Annotated in this window: 17 protein-coding genes; 7 read left to right on the top strand and 10 right to left on the bottom strand. The window is 37.7% G+C overall.

Annotated elements, in window-relative coordinates:
• Window positions 1–3: 3 nt before the first annotated feature.
• The 3 genes from ACIP9W_RS21230 (at window position 4) to ACIP9W_RS21220 (ending at window position 2,659) form a co-directional block, all read left to right on the top strand.
• Window positions 4–1,227, top strand: coding sequence for an amidohydrolase family protein (locus ACIP9W_RS21230; RefSeq protein WP_400793153.1), 1,224 nt, complete (start codon window positions 4–6; stop codon window positions 1,225–1,227).
• Window positions 1,228–1,521: 294 nt separating this feature from the next.
• Window positions 1,522–2,316: a VLRF1 family aeRF1-type release factor gene (locus ACIP9W_RS21225; RefSeq protein WP_400793152.1), complete on the top strand. Its 795-nt coding sequence runs from the start codon at window positions 1,522–1,524 to the stop codon at window positions 2,314–2,316.
• A gap of 133 nt (window positions 2,317–2,449) precedes the next feature.
• Window positions 2,450–2,659, top strand: a complete 210-nt coding sequence (locus ACIP9W_RS21220) for an alpha/beta-type small acid-soluble spore protein (RefSeq protein ID WP_282242093.1) — start codon at window positions 2,450–2,452, stop codon at window positions 2,657–2,659.
• A gap of 118 nt (window positions 2,660–2,777) precedes the next feature.
• Here the strand turns inward: ACIP9W_RS21220 and ACIP9W_RS21215 are convergent, their stop codons facing one another.
• The 8 genes from ACIP9W_RS21215 to hutU form a co-directional block, all read right to left on the bottom strand.
• A complete protein-coding gene (locus ACIP9W_RS21215) occupies window positions 2,778–3,068 on the bottom strand; it encodes a YxcD family protein (protein ID WP_400793151.1) in 291 nt (96 codons plus the stop codon).
• Complete coding sequence (locus tag ACIP9W_RS21210) at window positions 3,056–3,502, bottom strand: hypothetical protein (RefSeq protein WP_400793150.1); 447 nt, start codon at window positions 3,500–3,502, stop codon at window positions 3,056–3,058. Before ACIP9W_RS21210 ends, ACIP9W_RS21215 begins: the two co-directional genes overlap by 13 nt.
• 416 nt (window positions 3,503–3,918) lie before the next feature.
• A complete protein-coding gene (locus ACIP9W_RS21205) occupies window positions 3,919–4,047 on the bottom strand; it encodes a sporulation histidine kinase inhibitor Sda (protein WP_142540426.1) in 129 nt (42 codons plus the stop codon).
• Between the two features lie 422 nt (window positions 4,048–4,469).
• Window positions 4,470–4,715 (bottom strand): hypothetical protein, encoded by a 246-nt coding sequence (locus tag ACIP9W_RS21200; protein ID WP_400793148.1) that lies wholly within the window; start codon window positions 4,713–4,715, stop codon window positions 4,470–4,472.
• Between the two features lie 271 nt (window positions 4,716–4,986).
• A complete protein-coding gene (locus ACIP9W_RS21195; RefSeq protein ID WP_400793146.1) occupies window positions 4,987–5,160 on the bottom strand; it encodes a hypothetical protein in 174 nt (57 codons plus the stop codon).
• A 345-nt stretch (window positions 5,161–5,505) separates the two neighbouring features.
• The gene (gene hutH, locus ACIP9W_RS21190; protein WP_400793145.1) at window positions 5,506–7,005 is read right to left on the bottom strand and encodes a histidine ammonia-lyase; all 1,500 of its coding nucleotides are present in this window, start codon (window positions 7,003–7,005) and stop codon (window positions 5,506–5,508) included.
• Window positions 7,006–7,040: 35 nt separating this feature from the next.
• Window positions 7,041–8,300 (bottom strand): imidazolonepropionase, encoded by a 1,260-nt coding sequence (gene hutI / locus ACIP9W_RS21185; protein WP_400793144.1) that lies wholly within the window; start codon window positions 8,298–8,300, stop codon window positions 7,041–7,043.
• Window positions 8,297–9,973, bottom strand: coding sequence for a urocanate hydratase (gene hutU / locus ACIP9W_RS21180; RefSeq protein ID WP_400793143.1), 1,677 nt, complete (start codon window positions 9,971–9,973; stop codon window positions 8,297–8,299). The genes hutI and hutU overlap by 4 nt, the downstream gene beginning before the upstream one ends.
• A gap of 407 nt (window positions 9,974–10,380) precedes the next feature.
• On the opposite strand from hutU, the gene ACIP9W_RS21175 reads away from it, so the two are divergent.
• Window positions 10,381–11,265, top strand: coding sequence for a DUF4349 domain-containing protein (locus tag ACIP9W_RS21175; protein WP_400793142.1), 885 nt, complete (start codon window positions 10,381–10,383; stop codon window positions 11,263–11,265).
• A 57-nt stretch (window positions 11,266–11,322) separates the two neighbouring features.
• On the opposite strand, the gene ACIP9W_RS21170 is transcribed toward ACIP9W_RS21175, so the two are convergent.
• Window positions 11,323–12,039: a YwaF family protein gene (locus ACIP9W_RS21170; protein WP_400793141.1), complete on the bottom strand. Its 717-nt coding sequence runs from the start codon at window positions 12,037–12,039 to the stop codon at window positions 11,323–11,325.
• A gap of 28 nt (window positions 12,040–12,067) precedes the next feature.
• Window positions 12,068–12,403 carry a L,D-transpeptidase gene (locus ACIP9W_RS21165; RefSeq protein WP_400793140.1) on the bottom strand — a complete coding sequence of 112 codons (336 nt, stop codon included), beginning with the start codon at window positions 12,401–12,403 and terminating at the stop codon, window positions 12,068–12,070.
• 1,069 nt (window positions 12,404–13,472) lie between these two features.
• Here ACIP9W_RS21165 and ACIP9W_RS21160 point away from each other — a divergent pair.
• The 3 genes from ACIP9W_RS21160 to ACIP9W_RS21150 all read left to right on the top strand — a co-directional run bounded on the left by ACIP9W_RS21160 (window position 13,473) and on the right by ACIP9W_RS21150 (window position 18,061).
• The gene (locus ACIP9W_RS21160) at window positions 13,473–15,368 is read left to right on the top strand and encodes a PrkA family serine protein kinase (RefSeq protein ID WP_400793139.1); all 1,896 of its coding nucleotides are present in this window, start codon (window positions 13,473–13,475) and stop codon (window positions 15,366–15,368) included.
• Between the two features lie 109 nt (window positions 15,369–15,477).
• Window positions 15,478–16,641, top strand: coding sequence for a sporulation protein YhbH (yhbH, locus tag ACIP9W_RS21155; RefSeq protein ID WP_400793138.1), 1,164 nt, complete (start codon window positions 15,478–15,480; stop codon window positions 16,639–16,641).
• A gap of 19 nt (window positions 16,642–16,660) precedes the next feature.
• Complete coding sequence (locus ACIP9W_RS21150) at window positions 16,661–18,061, top strand: SpoVR family protein (RefSeq protein ID WP_400793137.1); 1,401 nt, start codon at window positions 16,661–16,663, stop codon at window positions 18,059–18,061.
• Window positions 18,062–18,981: the final 920 nt, after the last annotated feature.

Genomic DNA, 18,981 nt, shown 5'->3' with positions numbered 1-18,981 from the left:
ACAATGAGTATTTATATGATTCGTGCTAAAAAAATTATAACTGTGAGCCATATCGGAACGATTGAAGATGGGGCAATGGTGATTCAAAATGAAAAAATAATAGAAGTAGGAACATGGGAAAACCTTCGTAAACAATATTCCTCTATACAAGTTATCGATTATACAAACGATGTAGTGACTCCTTCTTTAGTCGATTGCCATACCCATTTACTTGAATTTGCGCCAACTTCGCTTTATCCAGTTACTTCGGATACTCATTTCCTAGCAGGAAAAGCAATTCTTCTTCATGCTTTATCTACGGGCATTACAGCACTAGGAGAACAAATTTGCGGTCATCCACTTGGCGATTTTTCTATCGAAGATTATCGTAAAGCGGTTCATGGAATTCCACTAAACGTTTCTTTTGCAACAACTAGTATATCCATTGGCTTTGAAAAAATAGTTCATTTTACTTCGATAACGCAGTCTAAAGCGGTTCCTAAAAAGGATTTAGTAGATCCTTTTTTAGTTAGACAAATTGCAAAAGAGAGTGAATATCCAGGTGAAAATATATTTATCAATGCAACTCCAGCCAATTTCACTAAAGATGAAGTACCAAAAGCCGGAGAATTAATTTATACAATAGAGGAAATGCAACAAATTGTGGATATCTACCATGGGTTAGGAAAGAAGATAGGTGCACATGTAGCTGGTACAGTGGGAATAGAGATGGCGTTGGAAGCAGGTGTGGATGTTTTACATCATGCCCACAGCATTACCGATGAGCTAATAGCAAGAGCTTCGGATCAGGGAACGCAAATAGTTGCAACCCCAATGGGAGGAACACATTTAACACCAAATTCTCCGGAAGAAATACTGAAATATGTAAAGGCAGGCATTCCTGTTTCCATTTCTACTGATGCTTATTTACCGCCATATCCAGAAGTACCTTGGCTTCCTTATGAAGATCAATTGTTAAAAGGACCTGACCAATTAATGTTAATTGCTAACCCATCTATGCAAGTTTTAAAGGAAAATAATTTCGATGAAAATGCAATTTTAGCTTTACTTACTAATAATCCAGCGACTATATTAGGCAAGCAACATCAATTTGGTCGTTTAGAAAAAGGGCTAGATGCCAATTTTTTAGTAGCAGAAGGTATTCCGGGCTTGGAAATCACCGATATAGAGAAAATAAAAAAAGTGTATTATCAAGGGAAATTGGTAATAAGTCGACCCTTTTCATAATATCGGATTTTGGCGAGTCGCTATAGACGGCGCAGGCGACTCGCTTACCAAACGGAAATTATGCATATAAAGAAAGCAAGTTTACCTCTTTTAGTTTCACTCTAGATCGTCTTTACTCTGAGCCTTCATATAATGCACAATTCCGATATTGCGCAAACTATCCTTTAGAAGGGTAGTTTTTTTATTTCTAAAAAAATGAAAATGAACCTATAAACATAACAATTCGATTGCGGATTTTCTAAACGGTCGAGGGAAATGCTAAGAGTGTAAGTAAAAAAGGAGGTTTTAGGATAAATGACGATAAATAAAGAACTGGAAGCTTTAAAAGCGTATAGCTGTACAGATCGTTGTGTGTTAAGTGTTTATTTAAATACGAATCCTGCAGACCCAGATACACTAAAAGGTGCTTGGAAAATCCATCTGAAAAGCGGCTTAAAAAGAATTGGTGAATATTTGGAAGCATCAAATGATGAGCGGGAAATAAAAGCATTCGAACAAATAAAGAAAAAAGTGTTCAATGAGATAGAAGAAAATGCCCATGATCTTCGAAAGGGAATTGTCATTTTTGCTACTGCAAATGAAGATATATGGTCTGTCTATTATGCACAGGTACCGGTTAAAACAAATTTTTACTGGGAAAACCATGCGATGACAGAACAATTAGAGTATATGTATAAAGCATATCCAGAAGCGGGAATAATCATGCCAAGCTTTGGAGAAGTCCGTATTTTGGATACTGCGATGGGATTAGTTAGAGACGACTTAACATTTAAATTTGATCCGGTTTCGGAAGAGTGGAGAGAAAAGAAAAAAATAGATGCAAAAGGAAGACGTGCAGTTGCAGACAGTAGAACTGCTGTATTAGAGCCAGGATATAGAATAAATGCGAATAACCTCTTTAAAGGAATGAGGGTGACCATCGAACAATTAAAGAAAAAGCGAGGTTGGCGGGAGTTCCACGTAGCCGGAGAGGCAGAAATGGCAAAAGCTTTTACAGATAGTATCAGGGATTTACCTGCGAGCTGCATTCACAAAAATTTAAATAACAGTAAATCAAATGAGGTAATTCATCAAATTTTCGAGAAGTAACAATAAGAGATGGAGCTAAGCAATCTGCTTAGCCTCATTTCCCTAAATGAAAAACTCACAAAAATAAACTTTAATTTTATTGCATAAATGATCTTAAATCGCACAATATAATCTCACAAGGAGGTGAAACAACATGGCAAATCGTAATTCAAATCAACTTCTAGTACCAGGGGTGCAACAAGCTCTTGACCAAATGAAATATGAAATTGCACAAGAATTCGGTGTAAACCTTGGCGGAGACTCTACAGCGCGTGCTAACGGTTCCGTTGGCGGAGAAATTACTAAGCGTTTAGTAGCTCAAGCTCAAGCGCAAATGAGTGGACAATCATTTAACCAACAATAACAAAATAGACCGGTGGCAAAAAATTGCCGCCGGTTTTTCACGCTTTAGAAAATAATTAAGTGAAACTTCAATCAGTGTGGGTTTTCTTCATCCCGTTAATGCGGGATAAAATCCTGACTCAATGGACTGCTGCTACAATGCCTTCCTCATCATCCAAAATTAATTCGATGCCTGTAGAGGTAGGATCAAGATTCAAAAACTCTTTCAGTGTCATGCGCAGTGCTTCAATTAAATTTAATGTACTTAAGAATTGTTGTTGCCCATTGACATAAGCCTCTGCGGTAAAACCAGAATCGTCATCATACATAAGCTCGACTTCAACTTCTTCAGGGATTGTATTTTTTTGACGTGCAATATAAACACATACAGCGTTAATAATGTTTTGTTCTGGGATTATTAACTTCTCCATGAGTTAGCATCCTCTTTTTTCTTGTCTTTAAACAAACGGAAGATTTTACGAATAACTACAACAATTAAAATAATCGCTGCAGCGTTTATTGCAAATCCTAAAATAGATCCAAGCAAGCCCATATTAGCGAACAAGCTACCGAATAATAATCCAGCAATCCCACCAATAAATAAGCCTTTCATTAGACCACCTGCAGTAAATCCACCTTTAGTGTTTGTATTAGTATTGGATTTGCTTGTTGCGGTTGTAGAATCCTCTTTTTTCTTTTGGATATTTGAATTATTGTTTGTTGTATTGTTATTTGTATTGAAACTTTTCTTCCCTGATTTATATTTTTTTGCTTCAGCTGTGATTGTATCCTCGTTAAATACTAAGTTTCCAACTGATGAAAATACAAGCAGTGCTGTCAATAAAAATATTGCTAATTTTTTCAATTTAGATAACCTCCATAAATAATAACTATTTGCCAATTTACCACAAGCATATAGTTTAACTCTATACTATTTACGGACCAAAGAAAAGAAAGTTACACTTTATATATGTCTTTTATAAATAGTGATGAAAAATAAAAGTTATACACATTTCTGTGGAAAACCTGTTAGTAAATTCATTAGTATAGATAATAACTAACTGTTTTATTCGTTTTTACTTGTGTATAATTTTATCCACAAATACACAACTATAGAATAATGTCGAAATTTTTTTCGAATAGAAATGGGATGAGAAGAATATTAATAAGAAAAATAGTATAAAAAAAGACACCCTCTACATTTAACTGCTCGGTAGGTGTCTGTTAGATAAAAGTATAGGTTATTATTCACAATAGATTGGTGAAAACTACTTATAAAGATTATGCATGCACAATCAATGAGCGTCGGCAAATTTCATTTTCCAAGAGAGATATAAAATCACTAGAGAGTTTCAACTCTTTTGCTCGTTTATAAGACTCTAATAACAATTCATCTGGCATTTTACTCATTTTAATAACACCTCCTGATTATATTTCATCCACTAAAGTCTATTGTGAAAAATAAAATGAATAGTTTATATCTATAACTTTAATCTAACAAAAAGCCAGGTTAAGAACAACTGTTCTCTTATCCACAGATGATGGTGGATAACCTGTTAACAATTGTTAATAAGTTTGTACAAATGTTTATACAACAGTTGGAATTTTGTGAATAACTTTATCCACAAAAGTATATAACTCGAATTTTGTCGAAACATTTTTATAGATATAACTAAATATTAGATTCTAAATTCTCATAATGTGCATAAAATAGATTATTTCGTCCATATTTTATCTTTTAGTCATAAGTCTCACTTATACTTGAGAAAATCGATATTAATATGTCGGACTTATCCACAAATAATTCAAATATTTATTGTGCATATCTTAAGTTATTCTCGATCTTTATCCATTACCTCCTCGTCTGTGTCTTCTACATTTTCTTTATCTACGTTCGTATCCTCTACTTCGCTATCGTTGTCTTCTACATCCACATTTAAATCTACATCTTCTTCTGCCGGGTCATTCACATCATTATCATCTGGATCATCACCGCAAGCTGCTAGTAATCCTACTGAAAGAAAAGCTGCAGCACCTAATTTCCACCATTTATGTCCCTTATTTAAATTCATAGTCATTTTGATTTCCTCCTATAGGTTGTACAAATAGATCTTCCTATGTATTTGCCCATACTTATTATTTTCTAAACCTTTATTTTAAAATTGATGCATAAAAGAAAACCACCATGGTGGTTTTTGGATTTTATCCCGCATTAACGGGTAGTGGATCTCCCACTTTAAGATTTAAGAAAAGCGAAAAGATAAGTGGGAGATGACGGGGACTAAAAGCGCGACGTCCCCACTAGCACGTCCTGTGCGTCGAAAAACTCCCACTGATTGAAGTTTCACTTTATTCGCCGTCTTTATTTTCCTCTTCAATCTCTTGTTCTATTTCTTCATCAATAGTGTCATCCACATCTGATTCATTTTCCCCGTCCCCACATGCTGCCAAAAAGGCTACTGAAAGAAATGTTGCTGCTCCGACTTTCCACCATTTACGTTCTGCGATTGAATTCGTTGTCATATGAATTTCCTCCTAATCGTAGTTTCTTTTTAATACTTAGATATTAACTACCCCATATTTCTATCTAGGTAAACCTTTTGTTTGGAATCATTCTCACATAGCTGTTTTGCGGAAGGATATTACAATGTTTTGTTTGGCATTTTGATTGCCTGCACTTTTAGCGTGCGACGAACGAAGGCTCCCATATGATTGCCGCAAAAAATGCGAAAGGGATGCAACAAAGTCGCATCCTTTTCCCGTTAAAAATCTCTGTAATAGTGTAAAACTTATTTTTGTTCATCAATCTGAAAGCACTTAGTAAATATCCGAATATAAATGCCTTGGATTAATCACTGATTAAATCATTCAATATTTATTATTGATAGTTTCTTTTTTCAGATAGTCGTTTAGTTTTTCTATATCTTCATGAAAGATACGATCTTCCGTGATTGATGGGGTTATTTCTCTTATATCCTCCCATTTCCTGAAGAGGGAAGGAGACATTAGGGTAACTCCACGATATTCTACGCCTTGTGCTGCGCATAAAGCCTCAATCGCAAGAACTCTACGTGCGTTTTGAATAATTTGTGAGGTGTGTCTTGCGCCGATTGTCCCCATACTGACGTGGTCTTCTTGATTTGCAGACGAAGGGATAGAGTCAACAGAGGCCGGATGGGCAAGTGTTTTGTTTTCCGATACTAAGCTTGCGGCAGCGTATTGTAAAATCATAGCACCTGATTGCAGTCCAGGTTGCGCGCTCAAAAAAGGTGGAAGTCCTTCGTTCAATTGAGGATTCACGAGTCTTTCTATTCTTCTTTCGGAAACGTTCGCAAGCTCTGCAATCCCTAATTTTAAGAAGTCCATTGCAAAGGCAATCGATTGTCCATGAAAGTTTCCACCTGAAATAACGGCTTCTCCATTCTCTACTATTAACGGATTATCTGTTGCAGCATTCATCTCAATCTCTAGTTTTTCTTTTACATACTCTAATACTTGCCAACTAGCTCCATGGATTTGAGGGATACAACGTAAAGAATAAGCATCCTGTACACGTTTCTCTCCTTGTTTAGTCACAAGTTTGCTTCCTTCGAGCCATTTTAGCATACGTTGTGCAACTTCCACTTGCTCCGAGTAACCGCGCGCCTCATGAATTGCTGGGTGGAATGCGTCGGTTATACCATGCAAAGCTTCCATTGACATAGCCGCAATCCACTCGCTTTGATAGGCAAGTGTTTCCGATTCTAACCAATTTACAACGCCTTGTGCTGTCATCGCTTGGGTTCCGTTTATAAGTGCTAGCCCTTCTTTAGCTTCGAGTACAATTGGTTGTAGATTATGTTTAGCCCATATTTCATTAGAGGGGATATGTTTCTCGTCATCCCATACAAAACCTTCCCCAATAAGGACTAGGGCTAAATGAGAGAGGGGAGCTAAATCACCAGATGCACCAAGTGAACCTTGTTGAGGAATTACTGGGTGAATTCTGTGATTTACCATATATGCGAGCCGCTCAAGTACTTCCAGGCGAATACCCGAAAATCCTTTTAACAATGCATTCAATCTTAATATAATCATTGCACGTGACACTATTTCATCAAAAGGCTGACCGATTCCACAGGCATGTGAGCGAATGAGATGAAGTTGAAGTGCACGAACGTTCCCTTCATCAATGCTTACATCACTGAACTTTCCGAAGCCTGTGTTGATGCCATATACGGTTCGTCGGTCTTTTACTATTTTTTCTACCGCTTTTCTACTTTTAACAACCGCTTCTATAGCATTTTTTTCAAGCTTAACTTGTTTATTCTGGTATAAAAGGGCACGCATATTTTCCAGCGTCAGTCCATTTCCTTTTAAACTAATCATTTCTATTCACGTTCTTTCTTCGTAAAGTTTCTACTTTAACCAACGACCTTCAAACCTTTTTTCCACACTGTTTTTACGTGATTCACACCAAACAAATATTGTAGCTGCTGATAACTTTGGACATTCCAAAGAACGACGTCCGCTTGTTTTCCAACTTCTAAAGAACCAACCTTATCTTCCATTTGAATTGCACAAGCTGCATTATAAGTAGCGGCACATAAGCTTTCTGCAGGTGTGAGTCTCATAGAGATGCAAGCTAAATTCATTACTAGTGGCATAGAAGTAGTGGGGGAGGAGCCGGGGTTGCAGTCTGTAGAAATTGCAACAGGCACCCCTGCATCAATCATCCTTCTACCTTTTGCAGCCTTTTCTCTCAAATAAAGAGCTGTAGCTGGCAGTAAACAAGCAATAACTCCTTTCTCAGCCATTGCTTGGATACCTTCCTCTGTTGTTTTCAATAAATGCTCTGCAGAAATTGCACCAACTTTAGCTGCAAGCTCTGCTCCTTGGTATGGTTCAATTTCATCTGCATGTATTTTCGGGATAAGACCGTGAGATTTACCGGCTTCTAAAATACGCTCGGTTTGTTCTGGTGTAAAAACTCCAACCTCACAAAAAACATCATTAAACTTTGCTAGCTTTTCTTTAGCAACCAAGGGCAGCATTTCGTTAATAATGAGATCTACATAATCCTCTTCACGATCTTTAAATGCTACGGGAACGGCATGTGCTCCCATAAAAGTAGGAACAATATCCATTACATGCTCTTCTTGCAATCGTTTCAGTACACGAAGTTGTTTTATTTCCGTTTCTAAATCTAGTCCATATCCACTTTTTCCTTCAATAGTAGTGACTCCATGCGCCAAAAAAGAATCTAGTCTTTTGGAAGTTTGAACGACAAGTTCGTTTTCTGTCGCCTCGCGGGTCATTCGTGTCGTCGCATGAATCCCACCACCAGCATTCATAATATCCATATACGTAGCGCCTTCCAGGCGCATTTCGAACTCCTTCTCTCGGCTACCACCAAATGCAATATGGGTATGAGGGTCTACTAAGCCAGGCGTTACGAGATACCCGGTTGCATCGATGATTTCTACATCCGCTTCACTATCCGTATAGTAAACTTCCAATTCTTCCGTAGTGCCAACTGCTTGAATAATTCCATCCTCAAGCCATATACTTCCGTTTTCAATAATCGCTAATTCACTCATTGCGCCTTTTACACGGGGACCTTTTAATTTACTTGCTAAAGTGACCAGCTGTGATGCATGCTTGATCCAAACTGCTTTTCTCATTGTAATAAGTCCTCCTGTTTCATCATTGGAATGTGAATCCCTTTGTCACGTGCTGTTTTTTCAGCAAGCTCATAACCAGCGTCAAAATGACGCACAATTCCCATACCAGGGTCTGTTGTTAGAACTCGTTCTAGTCTTGCTTCTGCAGCCTTCGTTCCGTCCGCGACAATAACCATCCCTGCATGGATGGAATATCCCATACCAACACCGCCCCCATGGTGAAGAGATACCCATGTTGCACCGCCAACTGCATTTATCATGGCATTAAGTATTGGCCAATCTGCTACTGCGTCCGAACCGTCTTTCATCGCTTCTGTTTCCCGATTCGGGGAAGCGACGGAACCTGAATCGAGATGATCTCTACCAATGACAATAGGGGCTTTTAATTCACCAGAAGCGACCATATCGTTTATAATTTTTCCGAAGCGGGCGCGTTCCCCATAGCCTAGCCAGCAAATACGGGAAGGAAGACCTTGAAATTGTATTTTTTCACGTGCCATTTTGATCCAGTTACACAGATGGGTGTTATAGCTAAACTCACGTAAAATCACTTCGTCTGTTTTATAAATGTCTTCCGGATCACCAGACAGTGCAACCCAACGGAAGGGGCCTTTTCCTTCACAAAACTGGGGACGAATATAAGCTGGAACGAACCCGGGGAAGTCAAATGCACGTTCAAAGCCTGCATCTTTTGCTACTTGACGAATATTATTTCCGTAGTCAAATGTCACGGCACCCTGATCCATCATGTCAACCATTGCACGAACATGCTTTTCCATAGAGGCTTTAGCTAGTTTTACATATCCATCTGGATCATCAACTCTCTTTTTCATTGCATCTTCTAGACTCATTCGGGAAGGGATATATCCATTTAAAGGATCATGGGCAGATGTTTGATCTGTTAATATATCCGGTATAAAACCACGAGCAATCATTTCAGGTAGAATATCGGATGCATTTCCTATAAGACCAATCGATAGGGCTTTCCCTTCCTGTTTAGCTTCTTTAGCCAAACGAATCGCTTCCTCTAAAGAATCTGTTTTGGAATCGGTGTAACCCGTTTCGATTCTGCGATCAATACGTGATTCATCCACATCAATTCCGATGCAAACTCCACCATTCATCGTCACGGCGAGTGTTTGAGCTCCACCCATGCCACCAAGACCCGCAGTAAGGGTTATAGTATTCTTTAAAGTTCCACCAAAATGCTGTTTTGCAAGCTCTGCAAATGTTTCATACGTACCTTGAACAATTCCTTGAGAGCCAATATATATCCAACTTCCAGCAGTCATTTGTCCATACATCATCAGTCCTTTTTTATCGAGCTCATGGAAATGTTCCCATGTTGCAAAAGCTGGGACTAAGTTAGAGTTTGCTATAAGAACTCGAGGAGCATCTGCATGAGATTTAAATACCGCAACTGGTTTACCGGATTGGACAAGCAATGTTTCGTCATTTTCTAATTCCTTTAAAGAGCGGATAATTCCATCAAAAGCATCCCAATTACGTGCTGCTTTTCCGATACCGCCATATACGACTAAGTCATCTGGATGTTCTGCGACTTCTGCATCCAAATTGTTCATCAGCATGCGAAGAGCAGCTTCTTGAAGCCAACCTTTAGTATTTAACTTTGTTCCTCTGTATCGGATTACTTTTTCACTTGCTTTACTCATATGAAAGTCCTCCTTCTATTTTTATCCCGCATTAACGGGCAGTGAGACTCCCACTTCAAGAATTAAGAAAAGCGAAATAGATAAGTGGGAGATCAACTGCCCGTAAAAGCCCGATTGGTTCAACTAACAATCAGGGGGGATGACGGGGACTAACAGCAAGACGTCCATGTCGCAACGTCCCCCTTAGCACGTCCTTTACATCGAAAAACCCCCACTGATTGAAGTTTCACTTTATATCCATTCTATCTGAATCTTTCGTTAATTTAAGTGTTTTTGAGAAAAAAGTAAAAATTTCTCATCTGCTAATAGACTGTTTTATTAGCTTGGTAAAATAAAATTTTCTGACTTTTTGTAACTCTTTATTTAACAAACCGTCTGTTTATATATAGACAAGGGGGTAGGTAAACATGAAAAAAGGGGTCTTCTATTTTCTATTACTCGTACTTTTGGGTTTCCTTGTAGCTTGTAGTGCAGCTGAAGAAAGTAAGAGTGTATCAGAAATGGATAGTGCAAATGATTCTGCCGCATATGGAGAGAAAGAGGAAAGTTTGGCGGTGGAAGGTGAAGAAAAAAGTGCAGAAGAACCCATTGAGGCAAATGAGCAGCGTATGATTATTCATAATGCTATTATTCGAACGAATGTAAAAGAACTTGCAAAAGCGCAAAGTAATATCGAGCAGAAGGTGAAGGAGTACGGAGGCTATATCGTTGAGTCTAATGTATATAAAGAAGATGACCAGACAAGTAATGGTCAGATGATTGTCCGAATACCAGAAAAGCATTTCGAAACTTTTTTATCCGATGCAGAAGGGGAAGCGTCAAAGGTATTAGAGCGTAACGTTACTGGTCAGGATGTTACAGAGCAATATGTGGATTTAACTTCCCGTCTAAAATCTAAAAGAGTAGTCGAAGAACGTTTGCTCACGTTTATGGAAGGAGCAGAGAAAACGGAGGATTTATTGAAAATTTCTTCTGATTTAGCAAAAGTCCAAGAAGAAATAGAAGTGATCGTAGGTAAGATGAAATATTTGGAGAACCAGTCTTCCTTTTCAACAATTGAACTAACAATGATTGAAAATCGGGTTATCGTTCCCGGAATTGAAAATAATGATTTAAATACTTGGGAAAAGACGAAAAAACAATTTATCACTAGTACAAACACATTACTTGCTGGTGGTTCTGCTATTTTAGTATTTTTCATTGGAAATTTACCGGTCTTTCTAATATTGGGTTTAATTGCTTTTGCCGTGTATTGGATAATCAAAAGAAGAAGATTGGTTGAGAAAAAGTAAATTCATTGAAAAAGCCAACTTCCACAGAGGTTGGCTTTTATGAAAGAAAACTTTGTATCATACTAAATCATTTTGAGGAGTTTTCCATTTTCGAAAGATTAACCAGACAAGAACAAATATAATAAAGGCGACTATTTCTAAAGAAATGATATACCAAGGATATGGTCCTAAGAAATCTAGTAAACTCCCATTAATCGGTTTTGCTCTTAAAAACATATAGTTACCTTGAATAAGGATATTTAGGATAAAAATGATAGGAAAGATGATATTTAATACAAGCATTGTTTGTATTATCCCTTTAAAAGTAGGCCTATAGCCTTTCACCCAAAGAATATAAAATGCGGTTAAAATAATTCCGATATGCACAAAGAAGAATTGTATAAATTTAAAGTCTGGGAAATGCACAATGATTGAAGGGGTTAGCACGGCTTGAAGCGCACCTCCCATGCCAGCAAAAAAGATAAAGTCATATAGTCGTTTGCATCCAGTCCATAAGAGAAAACAGGAACAAAAAAGACTTAAACTACATAGATGAAGTGGTAGTGATTCACTGAAAGTCCATATCCCATCTCGAATTAATATAACATGGTAGGAAATTTCCATTACCAGTAAGGAAAGTGCGAATAAACGTTCAAAGAGAAGTGTGTGGTGAAATGGACGAGCCAATACATTTCTTAATATATATAAGAGTAATACACAGAAGAATAAAACTGCAATTGCGATTAAATGTTCGAGCGAAAACAAGTCGAATGTAGTTATCGTATTTTCCTTCACATGCTATCCCTCATTTCGTCTATCGATCTTATTGGTGAATATACACATTCGTACTCGTTGGAACCATAGAGGAAAGTTCTAATACGTCTTTGTTATGCATCCGAATGCATCCATGCGAAACTTCTTTCCCGATAGATGACGGATCATTAGTTCCGTGTATACCGTAATGTGGTTTGGATAAACCCATCCATAATGCACCAAAAGGTCCCCCAGGGTCAACTTCCTTGTTAATGATAATGTAATTTCCTGTTGGAGTAGGCGTCAATATTTTCCCAACAGCAATTGGATATGTCTTTAATAATACACTAGCATTGTACAGCTTTAATTGCCGCTTTTTAACGGAAACATCAATCCATAGGGTCATAAAATCATCTCCTAATAAGTCTAGTTTTATCTTATGGGGGAGATGAAGAATAAGTGTACAGGACAAGAATTTGACGAGCTTAATGAGACTTGTCCCAAATATTTTTAAAAGTTCAATGTATTGGACAAACATTCTCCTCCATATACTTTATCAATCAACTAAAGGAGTGAATGAATGGCAAATCAGAAATGTAAAAAATGCAATAAAACAGGTGCTGGTACTTGTAAATGTAAGTAATGTGGATATATAAGTCAATATCCATATTATGCTTATTTCACTCTAAAAATTAATTCATTTAAAAAGTCATTCTCTTAACGAGTGTGGCTTTTTTGCAATGGTTAGGTGGTGAGTTTGAAGAAAGTGGCCACTAGGGTTTTGCACGGCGGCGCTTCGCTTTCCGAGGACGACTGCAGAGTCTGGCGGCGCCGTACTAAATTCCTCCAGTTAAGTAGTTGCAGAATAAGTATCTCCAAAAAATGGATAAGGGCGACCAAATAGCTGTCGAAAGCAATCAGTTCTAGTCTCAAAGCAATCAAACGACTGTTGAGAGCAACTAGGAGCAGTCTGAATGCAACCAAATTACCCCTGAGAGCAACCAATTTTTCATAAAACAAGTTTACTTGGAACGAGACGCCTATAATAATGGAGCATTATTTAGGTTTACTTTACAAAAACATCCGCGTCATCACGTTACACCATTTATCAAAATTTTTCAGTTGCAAATATCTGCTGACTATCAGTGTTAAAACAGTGACGCAATTAGCTAAGAAGAAAGGCGGCGACTCCTATGGCGGCAAACAGCATGTTGATCATTAGCACATGTGTACTTCAAGAACCTTTTTTACAAAAGTACAATAAACTAGTTCTACCTTGCAGATGATTGGAAAGGGAACCTCTACAAACACCATTTTTCGTTTGAAGAGATTAGTTCATCTTTTTCAATTGATCGAGGAACGTTGACTAGCCTGGATAGCTTATACAAAATGAGTTAATTCTTAAAAGTATTATGTATCATAAACTTTATTCTTTCATACTATGTATAAAATAGAGCCCTGAATGGAGGGAATAGATGGATATTTTAAGTAAGGTGAAGAGCTACCGCGAAGAAGAAAATCAATTGAAGTGGGAAGGCACGTTCGAGGAATTTTTAGATATGTTGAAAGAAAGACCAGAAATTGCCCAAACTGCTCATTCACGTGTTTATAGCATGATCAAGAGCTCAGGTTTAACTGAAAGAAACGGGCAAAGAATGTATCACTTTTTCGGGAAAGAAATATTTGGGCTTGAAGCATCGCTGGAACGACTTGTGGAAGAATATTTTCATCCTGCTGCCAAGAGATTAGATGTGCGTAAACGAATTCTTTTACTTATGGGACCTGTTAGTGGAGGGAAGTCCTCCATTGTTACATTGCTAAAGCGTGGATTAGAGCAATATTCCAGAACGGATGAAGGCGCTGTCTATGCGATAAAAGGGTGTCCAATGCATGAGGATCCTCTGCATTTAATCCCGCATCATTTGCGGGAAGATTTTGCAGAAGAATATGGGATCCGAATTGAAGGTAGCTTATCTCCACTCAATACAATGCGATTGGAAAAGGAATATGATGGGCGTATCGAAAAAGTTTTGATAGAACGAATCTTTTTCTCAGAAGATAAACGAGTTGGTATCGGAACTTTTACACCGTCCGATCCAAAATCACAAGATATTGCGGATTTAACTGGTAGTATCGATTTCTCGACGATTGCTGAATTCGGATCGGAATCTGATCCAAGGGCTTATCGCTTTGATGGGGAACTAAATAAAGCAAACCGTGGAATCATGGAATTTCAAGAAATGTTGAAACTTGATGAAAAGTTTCTTTGGCATTTATTGTCTCTGACACAGGAAGGTAATTTTAAAGCTGGAAGATTCGCATTGATAAGTGCGGATGAGTTGATCGTAGCTCATACAAACGAGACGGAGTACCGTTCTTTTATTTCCAATAAAAAGAATGAGGCACTTCACTCTAGAATTATCGTTATGCCGATTCCATATAATTTGAAAGTAAGCCAAGAAGAACGAATTTATGAAAAAATGATTAAAGAAAGTGACATGACTCACGTTCATATTGCTCCGCATGCACTACGAGCTGCCGCTATTTTTTCTATATTAACAAGGTTGGAAGTACCTAAAAAACAAGGCGTTGATATCGTCAAGAAGATGCGACTGTACGACGGAGAAAGTGTAGAAGGGTTTAACGAAATTGATCTAGAGGAGCTTAAGAAAGAATCGTTAAACGAAGGTATGCACGGAATCGATCCACGTTACGTGATCAATCGAATTTCCTCCGCGATCATTCGTAAAGAAATACCATCCATCAATGCATTAGATGTATTGCGTGCATTAAAAGAAGGTCTAGATCAGCATGCATCCATTTCGCAAGAAGACCGTGAAAAATATATGAACTATATTGCAATCGCTCGAAAAGAGTACGATGAAATTGCGAAAAAAGAAGTGCAAAAAGCATTTGTCTACTCATATGAAGAATCAGCTATCACATTGATGAATAATTATCTCGATAACGTAGAAGCATTTTGTAACAAAAACAAAATGAGAGATCCGTTAACGGGAGAAGAGATGAATCCAGATGAAAAGCTAATGCGTTCGATAGAAGAACAAATCGGTATTTCTGAAAATGCGAAAAAAGCATTTAGGGAAGAAATACTAATCCGACTTTCTGCTTATGCAAGAAAAGGAAAACGTTTTGAATACAACTCGCATGAGCGTTTAAGAGAAGCAATTCAAAAGAAACTGTTTGCCGATTTAAAAGATGTTGTAAAAATTACGACGTCTTCTCAAACGCCAGATGAAACGCATTTGAAGAAAGTCAATGAAGTTATTGCAAGGCTAGTAGATGAACACGGATATAATACTACGTCAGCGAATGAATTACTACGTTACGTTGGAAGTCTACTCAATAGATAAATATAAAAAAACAAGACTGATGGTAGCTATTAGTCTTGTTTTTTTATACACATTGGCAATAACTTTGGCTCTCTGGCATAAGATAAAAAATAGGTAGGTGTTGATGAGAGTGAGTGAAAAAGAAGAAAAACAATTTGTTATCTCCCAGGAAAACTGGTCTCTCCATCGAAAAGGGTATCAAGATCAGCAACGGCACATGGATAAAGTAAAAGAAGCCATAAAGGATAATTTGCCAGATTTAATAAGTGAAGAAAGTATTATTATGTCAAATGGACGAGATGTAATTAAAATACCAATCCGCTCTTTGGACGAATATAAAATTCGCTACAATTATGATAAAACAAAGCATGTAGGCCAAGGAGACGGGGACAGCCAAGTAGGAGATGTAATTGCAAAAGGGTCAGGTGAAGGGGAAGACGGTCAAGGAAAAGGAAAGCAAGCTGGAGATCAAGCAGGAAAAGATTATTATGAGGCAGAAGTGACAATTGAAGAATTAGAAACTGCTTTATTTAAAGAAATGGAGCTGCCTAATTTACAGCAAAAAGAACAAATGGATATCGTCACAGATAAAGTGGAATTTAATGATATTCGAAAAAAAGGTCTTATGGGGAATATTGATAAGAAACGCACGATCATTACCGCTATTAAACGAAATGCGATGAAAGGAAAAGCGGAAATAACTCCAATCCATAATGATGACTTACGTTTCAAAACATGGGATGAAGTGGTCAAACCAGAATCCAAGGCGGTCGTACTTGCGATGATGGATACGAGTGGATCTATGGGGGCTTTTGAAAAATATTGTGCAAGAAGTTTCTTTTTCTGGATGGCTAGATTTTTACGTACAAAATATGAAACGGTAGAAATCGAGTTTATAGCTCATCATACAGAAGCGAAAGTAGTGTCAGAAGAAGCGTTCTTCTCCAAAGGGGAAAGCGGAGGAACTATTTGTTCATCTGCATATATAAAAGCATTAGAGCTTATAAGGGAAAAATATAATCCTGCTCGTTATAACATTTATCCGGTTCATTTTTCGGACGGTGAAAATATGACAAGTGATAACGAAAAATGCATTAAGCTGGTCAATGAATTAATGGATATTTCTAGCATGTTTGGTTACGGGGAAGTAAATGCACATAGCAGGTACTCTACACTGATGAATACGTATAAAAAAATTGATAATCCGAAGTTTCGTCATTATGTCCTCAAGGAAAATCGTGATGTTTATCAAGCACTCAAGAGTTTATTTCGAAAGTATGAAACATCTACTTGAAACGAGAGGGGGTCATTAAGTGGATACAAAGCTTCATCATGCCATTGGGGAAATAACAGAAATAGCATCCAGTTTTGGACTAGATTATTTTCCGATGCGTTACGAAATTTGTCCAGCGGATATTATTTATACGTTCGGCGCTTATGGAATGCCAACTCGATTTACACATTGGAGTTTTGGAAAGCAATTTCATAAAATGAAAATACAGTATGACTTTGGCTTGAGCCAAATATACGAGCTTGTTATTAACTCCAATCCTTGTTACGCATTTTTACTCGATACAAACAGCTTGATACAAAATAAGCTGATCATTGCTCATGTGCTCGCGCATTGCGATTTCTTTAAAAATAACGTTCGTTTTTCCAATACACGACGAGATATGGTAGAAAGTATGACTGCAACAGCCGAGCGAATTGCAGATTATGAAATGACCTATGGCAAAGAAGAGGTAGAAAGCTTTTTAGATGCTATACTCGCAATTCAGGAACATATCGATCCTTCCATCATCCGACCTAAATTACCTGACTACAACATGGATGAGGAAGAGACAGAAGAGGTTGTAAGAAAAACACCATATGATGATTTATGGAATATGGATCAACCGGCGGATGCTAAACGCATATCAATCCCAAAAAGAAAAAAGTTCCCTCCTAGTCCCGAAAAGGATTTATTGCTATTTATACAAGAATATAGCCGTGAATTAGAAGACTGGCAACGAGATATTTTAACGATGATGCGGGAAGAGATGCTTTATTTCTGGCCACAAATGGAAACCAAAATCATGAACGAAGGCTGGGCTTCCTACTGGCATCAACGGATTTTAAGAGAAATGGACTTAACGACAGATGAGACGATCGAGTTTGCCAAACTAAATGCAAATGTGGTTCAGCCTTCTCCAACAAGTATTAATCCTTATTATTTAGGATTGAAAATCTTTGAAGATATTGAAAACAGATATAACAATCCAACAGAAGAAATGAAGCAGTTAGGGGTAAAACCTAACTCAGGACGTGAAAAAATATTCGAAGTGCGAGAAATTGAATCAGATATTTCGTTTATTCGAAACTATTTAACTAAGGAACTAGTAAAGCAGGAAGATCTCTACCTGTTTGAAAAAAAGAAAGGGAATTATGAAATTACCGATAAAGACTATGAAAATGTTAGAGATCAGCTAGTTTCGATGCGAACGAATGGAAGTTTTCCTTATATCGTGGTGGAAGACGGTGACTACGGTAAAAATGGAGAGCTATATTTAAAGCATGGATACGAAGGGACGGAACTCGATCCCCATTATTTAGAAAATGTACTTCCTTATATCTATCAGCTATGGGGAAGAAGTGTATACATGGAAACAGTAGTGGACGATAAACCAACTGTTTATGCATACGATGGAAAAAAGGTATCCCGGAAAGCTATTTAACTGCATATATAAAAAAACGAGATCCTGATTTATCGGGATCTCATTTTTTTTAATAAGTTGTTTTAGAATGTATTATAGGCTTCCGCTGCAACTTATATAGTTGGACGATCTTTTCCGAAAGCTGGACAATCTATGCAACTAGTTGGACGATCTATTCCGAAAGCTGGACAATCTCTTCAGATAGTTGGACGATCTCTTCTGAGAACTGGACAATCTACGCAAAGTTGGACAATCTATGCAACTAGTTGGACGATATCTTCACAAAGCTGGACAATCTCTTCAGATAGTTGGACGATCTTTTCTGAGAACTGGACAATCTTCGCAATGTTGGACAATCCTTTCGTAAAGCTGGACAATCTCTTCAAATAGTTGGACGATCTCTTCGGAGAACTGGACAATCTTTGCAAAGTTGGACAATCCTTTCGCAAAGCTGGTCAATCTCTTCGCAAAGTTGGACAATCTCTTCGCAAAGCTGGACAATCTATGCAAATAGTTGGACGATCTCTTCCGAGAACTGGACAATCTTTTCGATGTTGGACAATCTCTTTAAATAGTTGGACGATCTTTTCCGAGATCTGGACAATCTTCGCAAGATTGGACAATCTCTTCACAAAGCTGGACAATCTATTCAAATAGTTGGACAATCTCTTCTGAGAACTGGACAATCCTCGCAAGATTGGACAATCTCTTCCTAAAACTGGACAATCTATGCAACTAGTTGGACGATCTTTTCTGAGAACTGGACAATCTATGCAAAGTTGGACAATCTCTTCACAAAGTTGGACAATCTCTTCACAAAGCTGGACAATCTATTCAAATAGTTGGACGATCTCTCCTGAGAACTGGACAATCTTAACCCGAAGTTGGACAATCTCTCATCCACACACTAACCTGAGCGACCACCTGTTTGAATTTCATAT

Source organism: Psychrobacillus sp. NPDC093180 (genome assembly GCF_044754065.1).
Taxonomy (GTDB): Bacteria; Bacillota; Bacilli; order Bacillales_A; family Planococcaceae; genus Psychrobacillus.
Note: the sequence above shows the minus strand (reverse complement) of the source record. Positions and strands in the feature narration are given on the sequence as shown.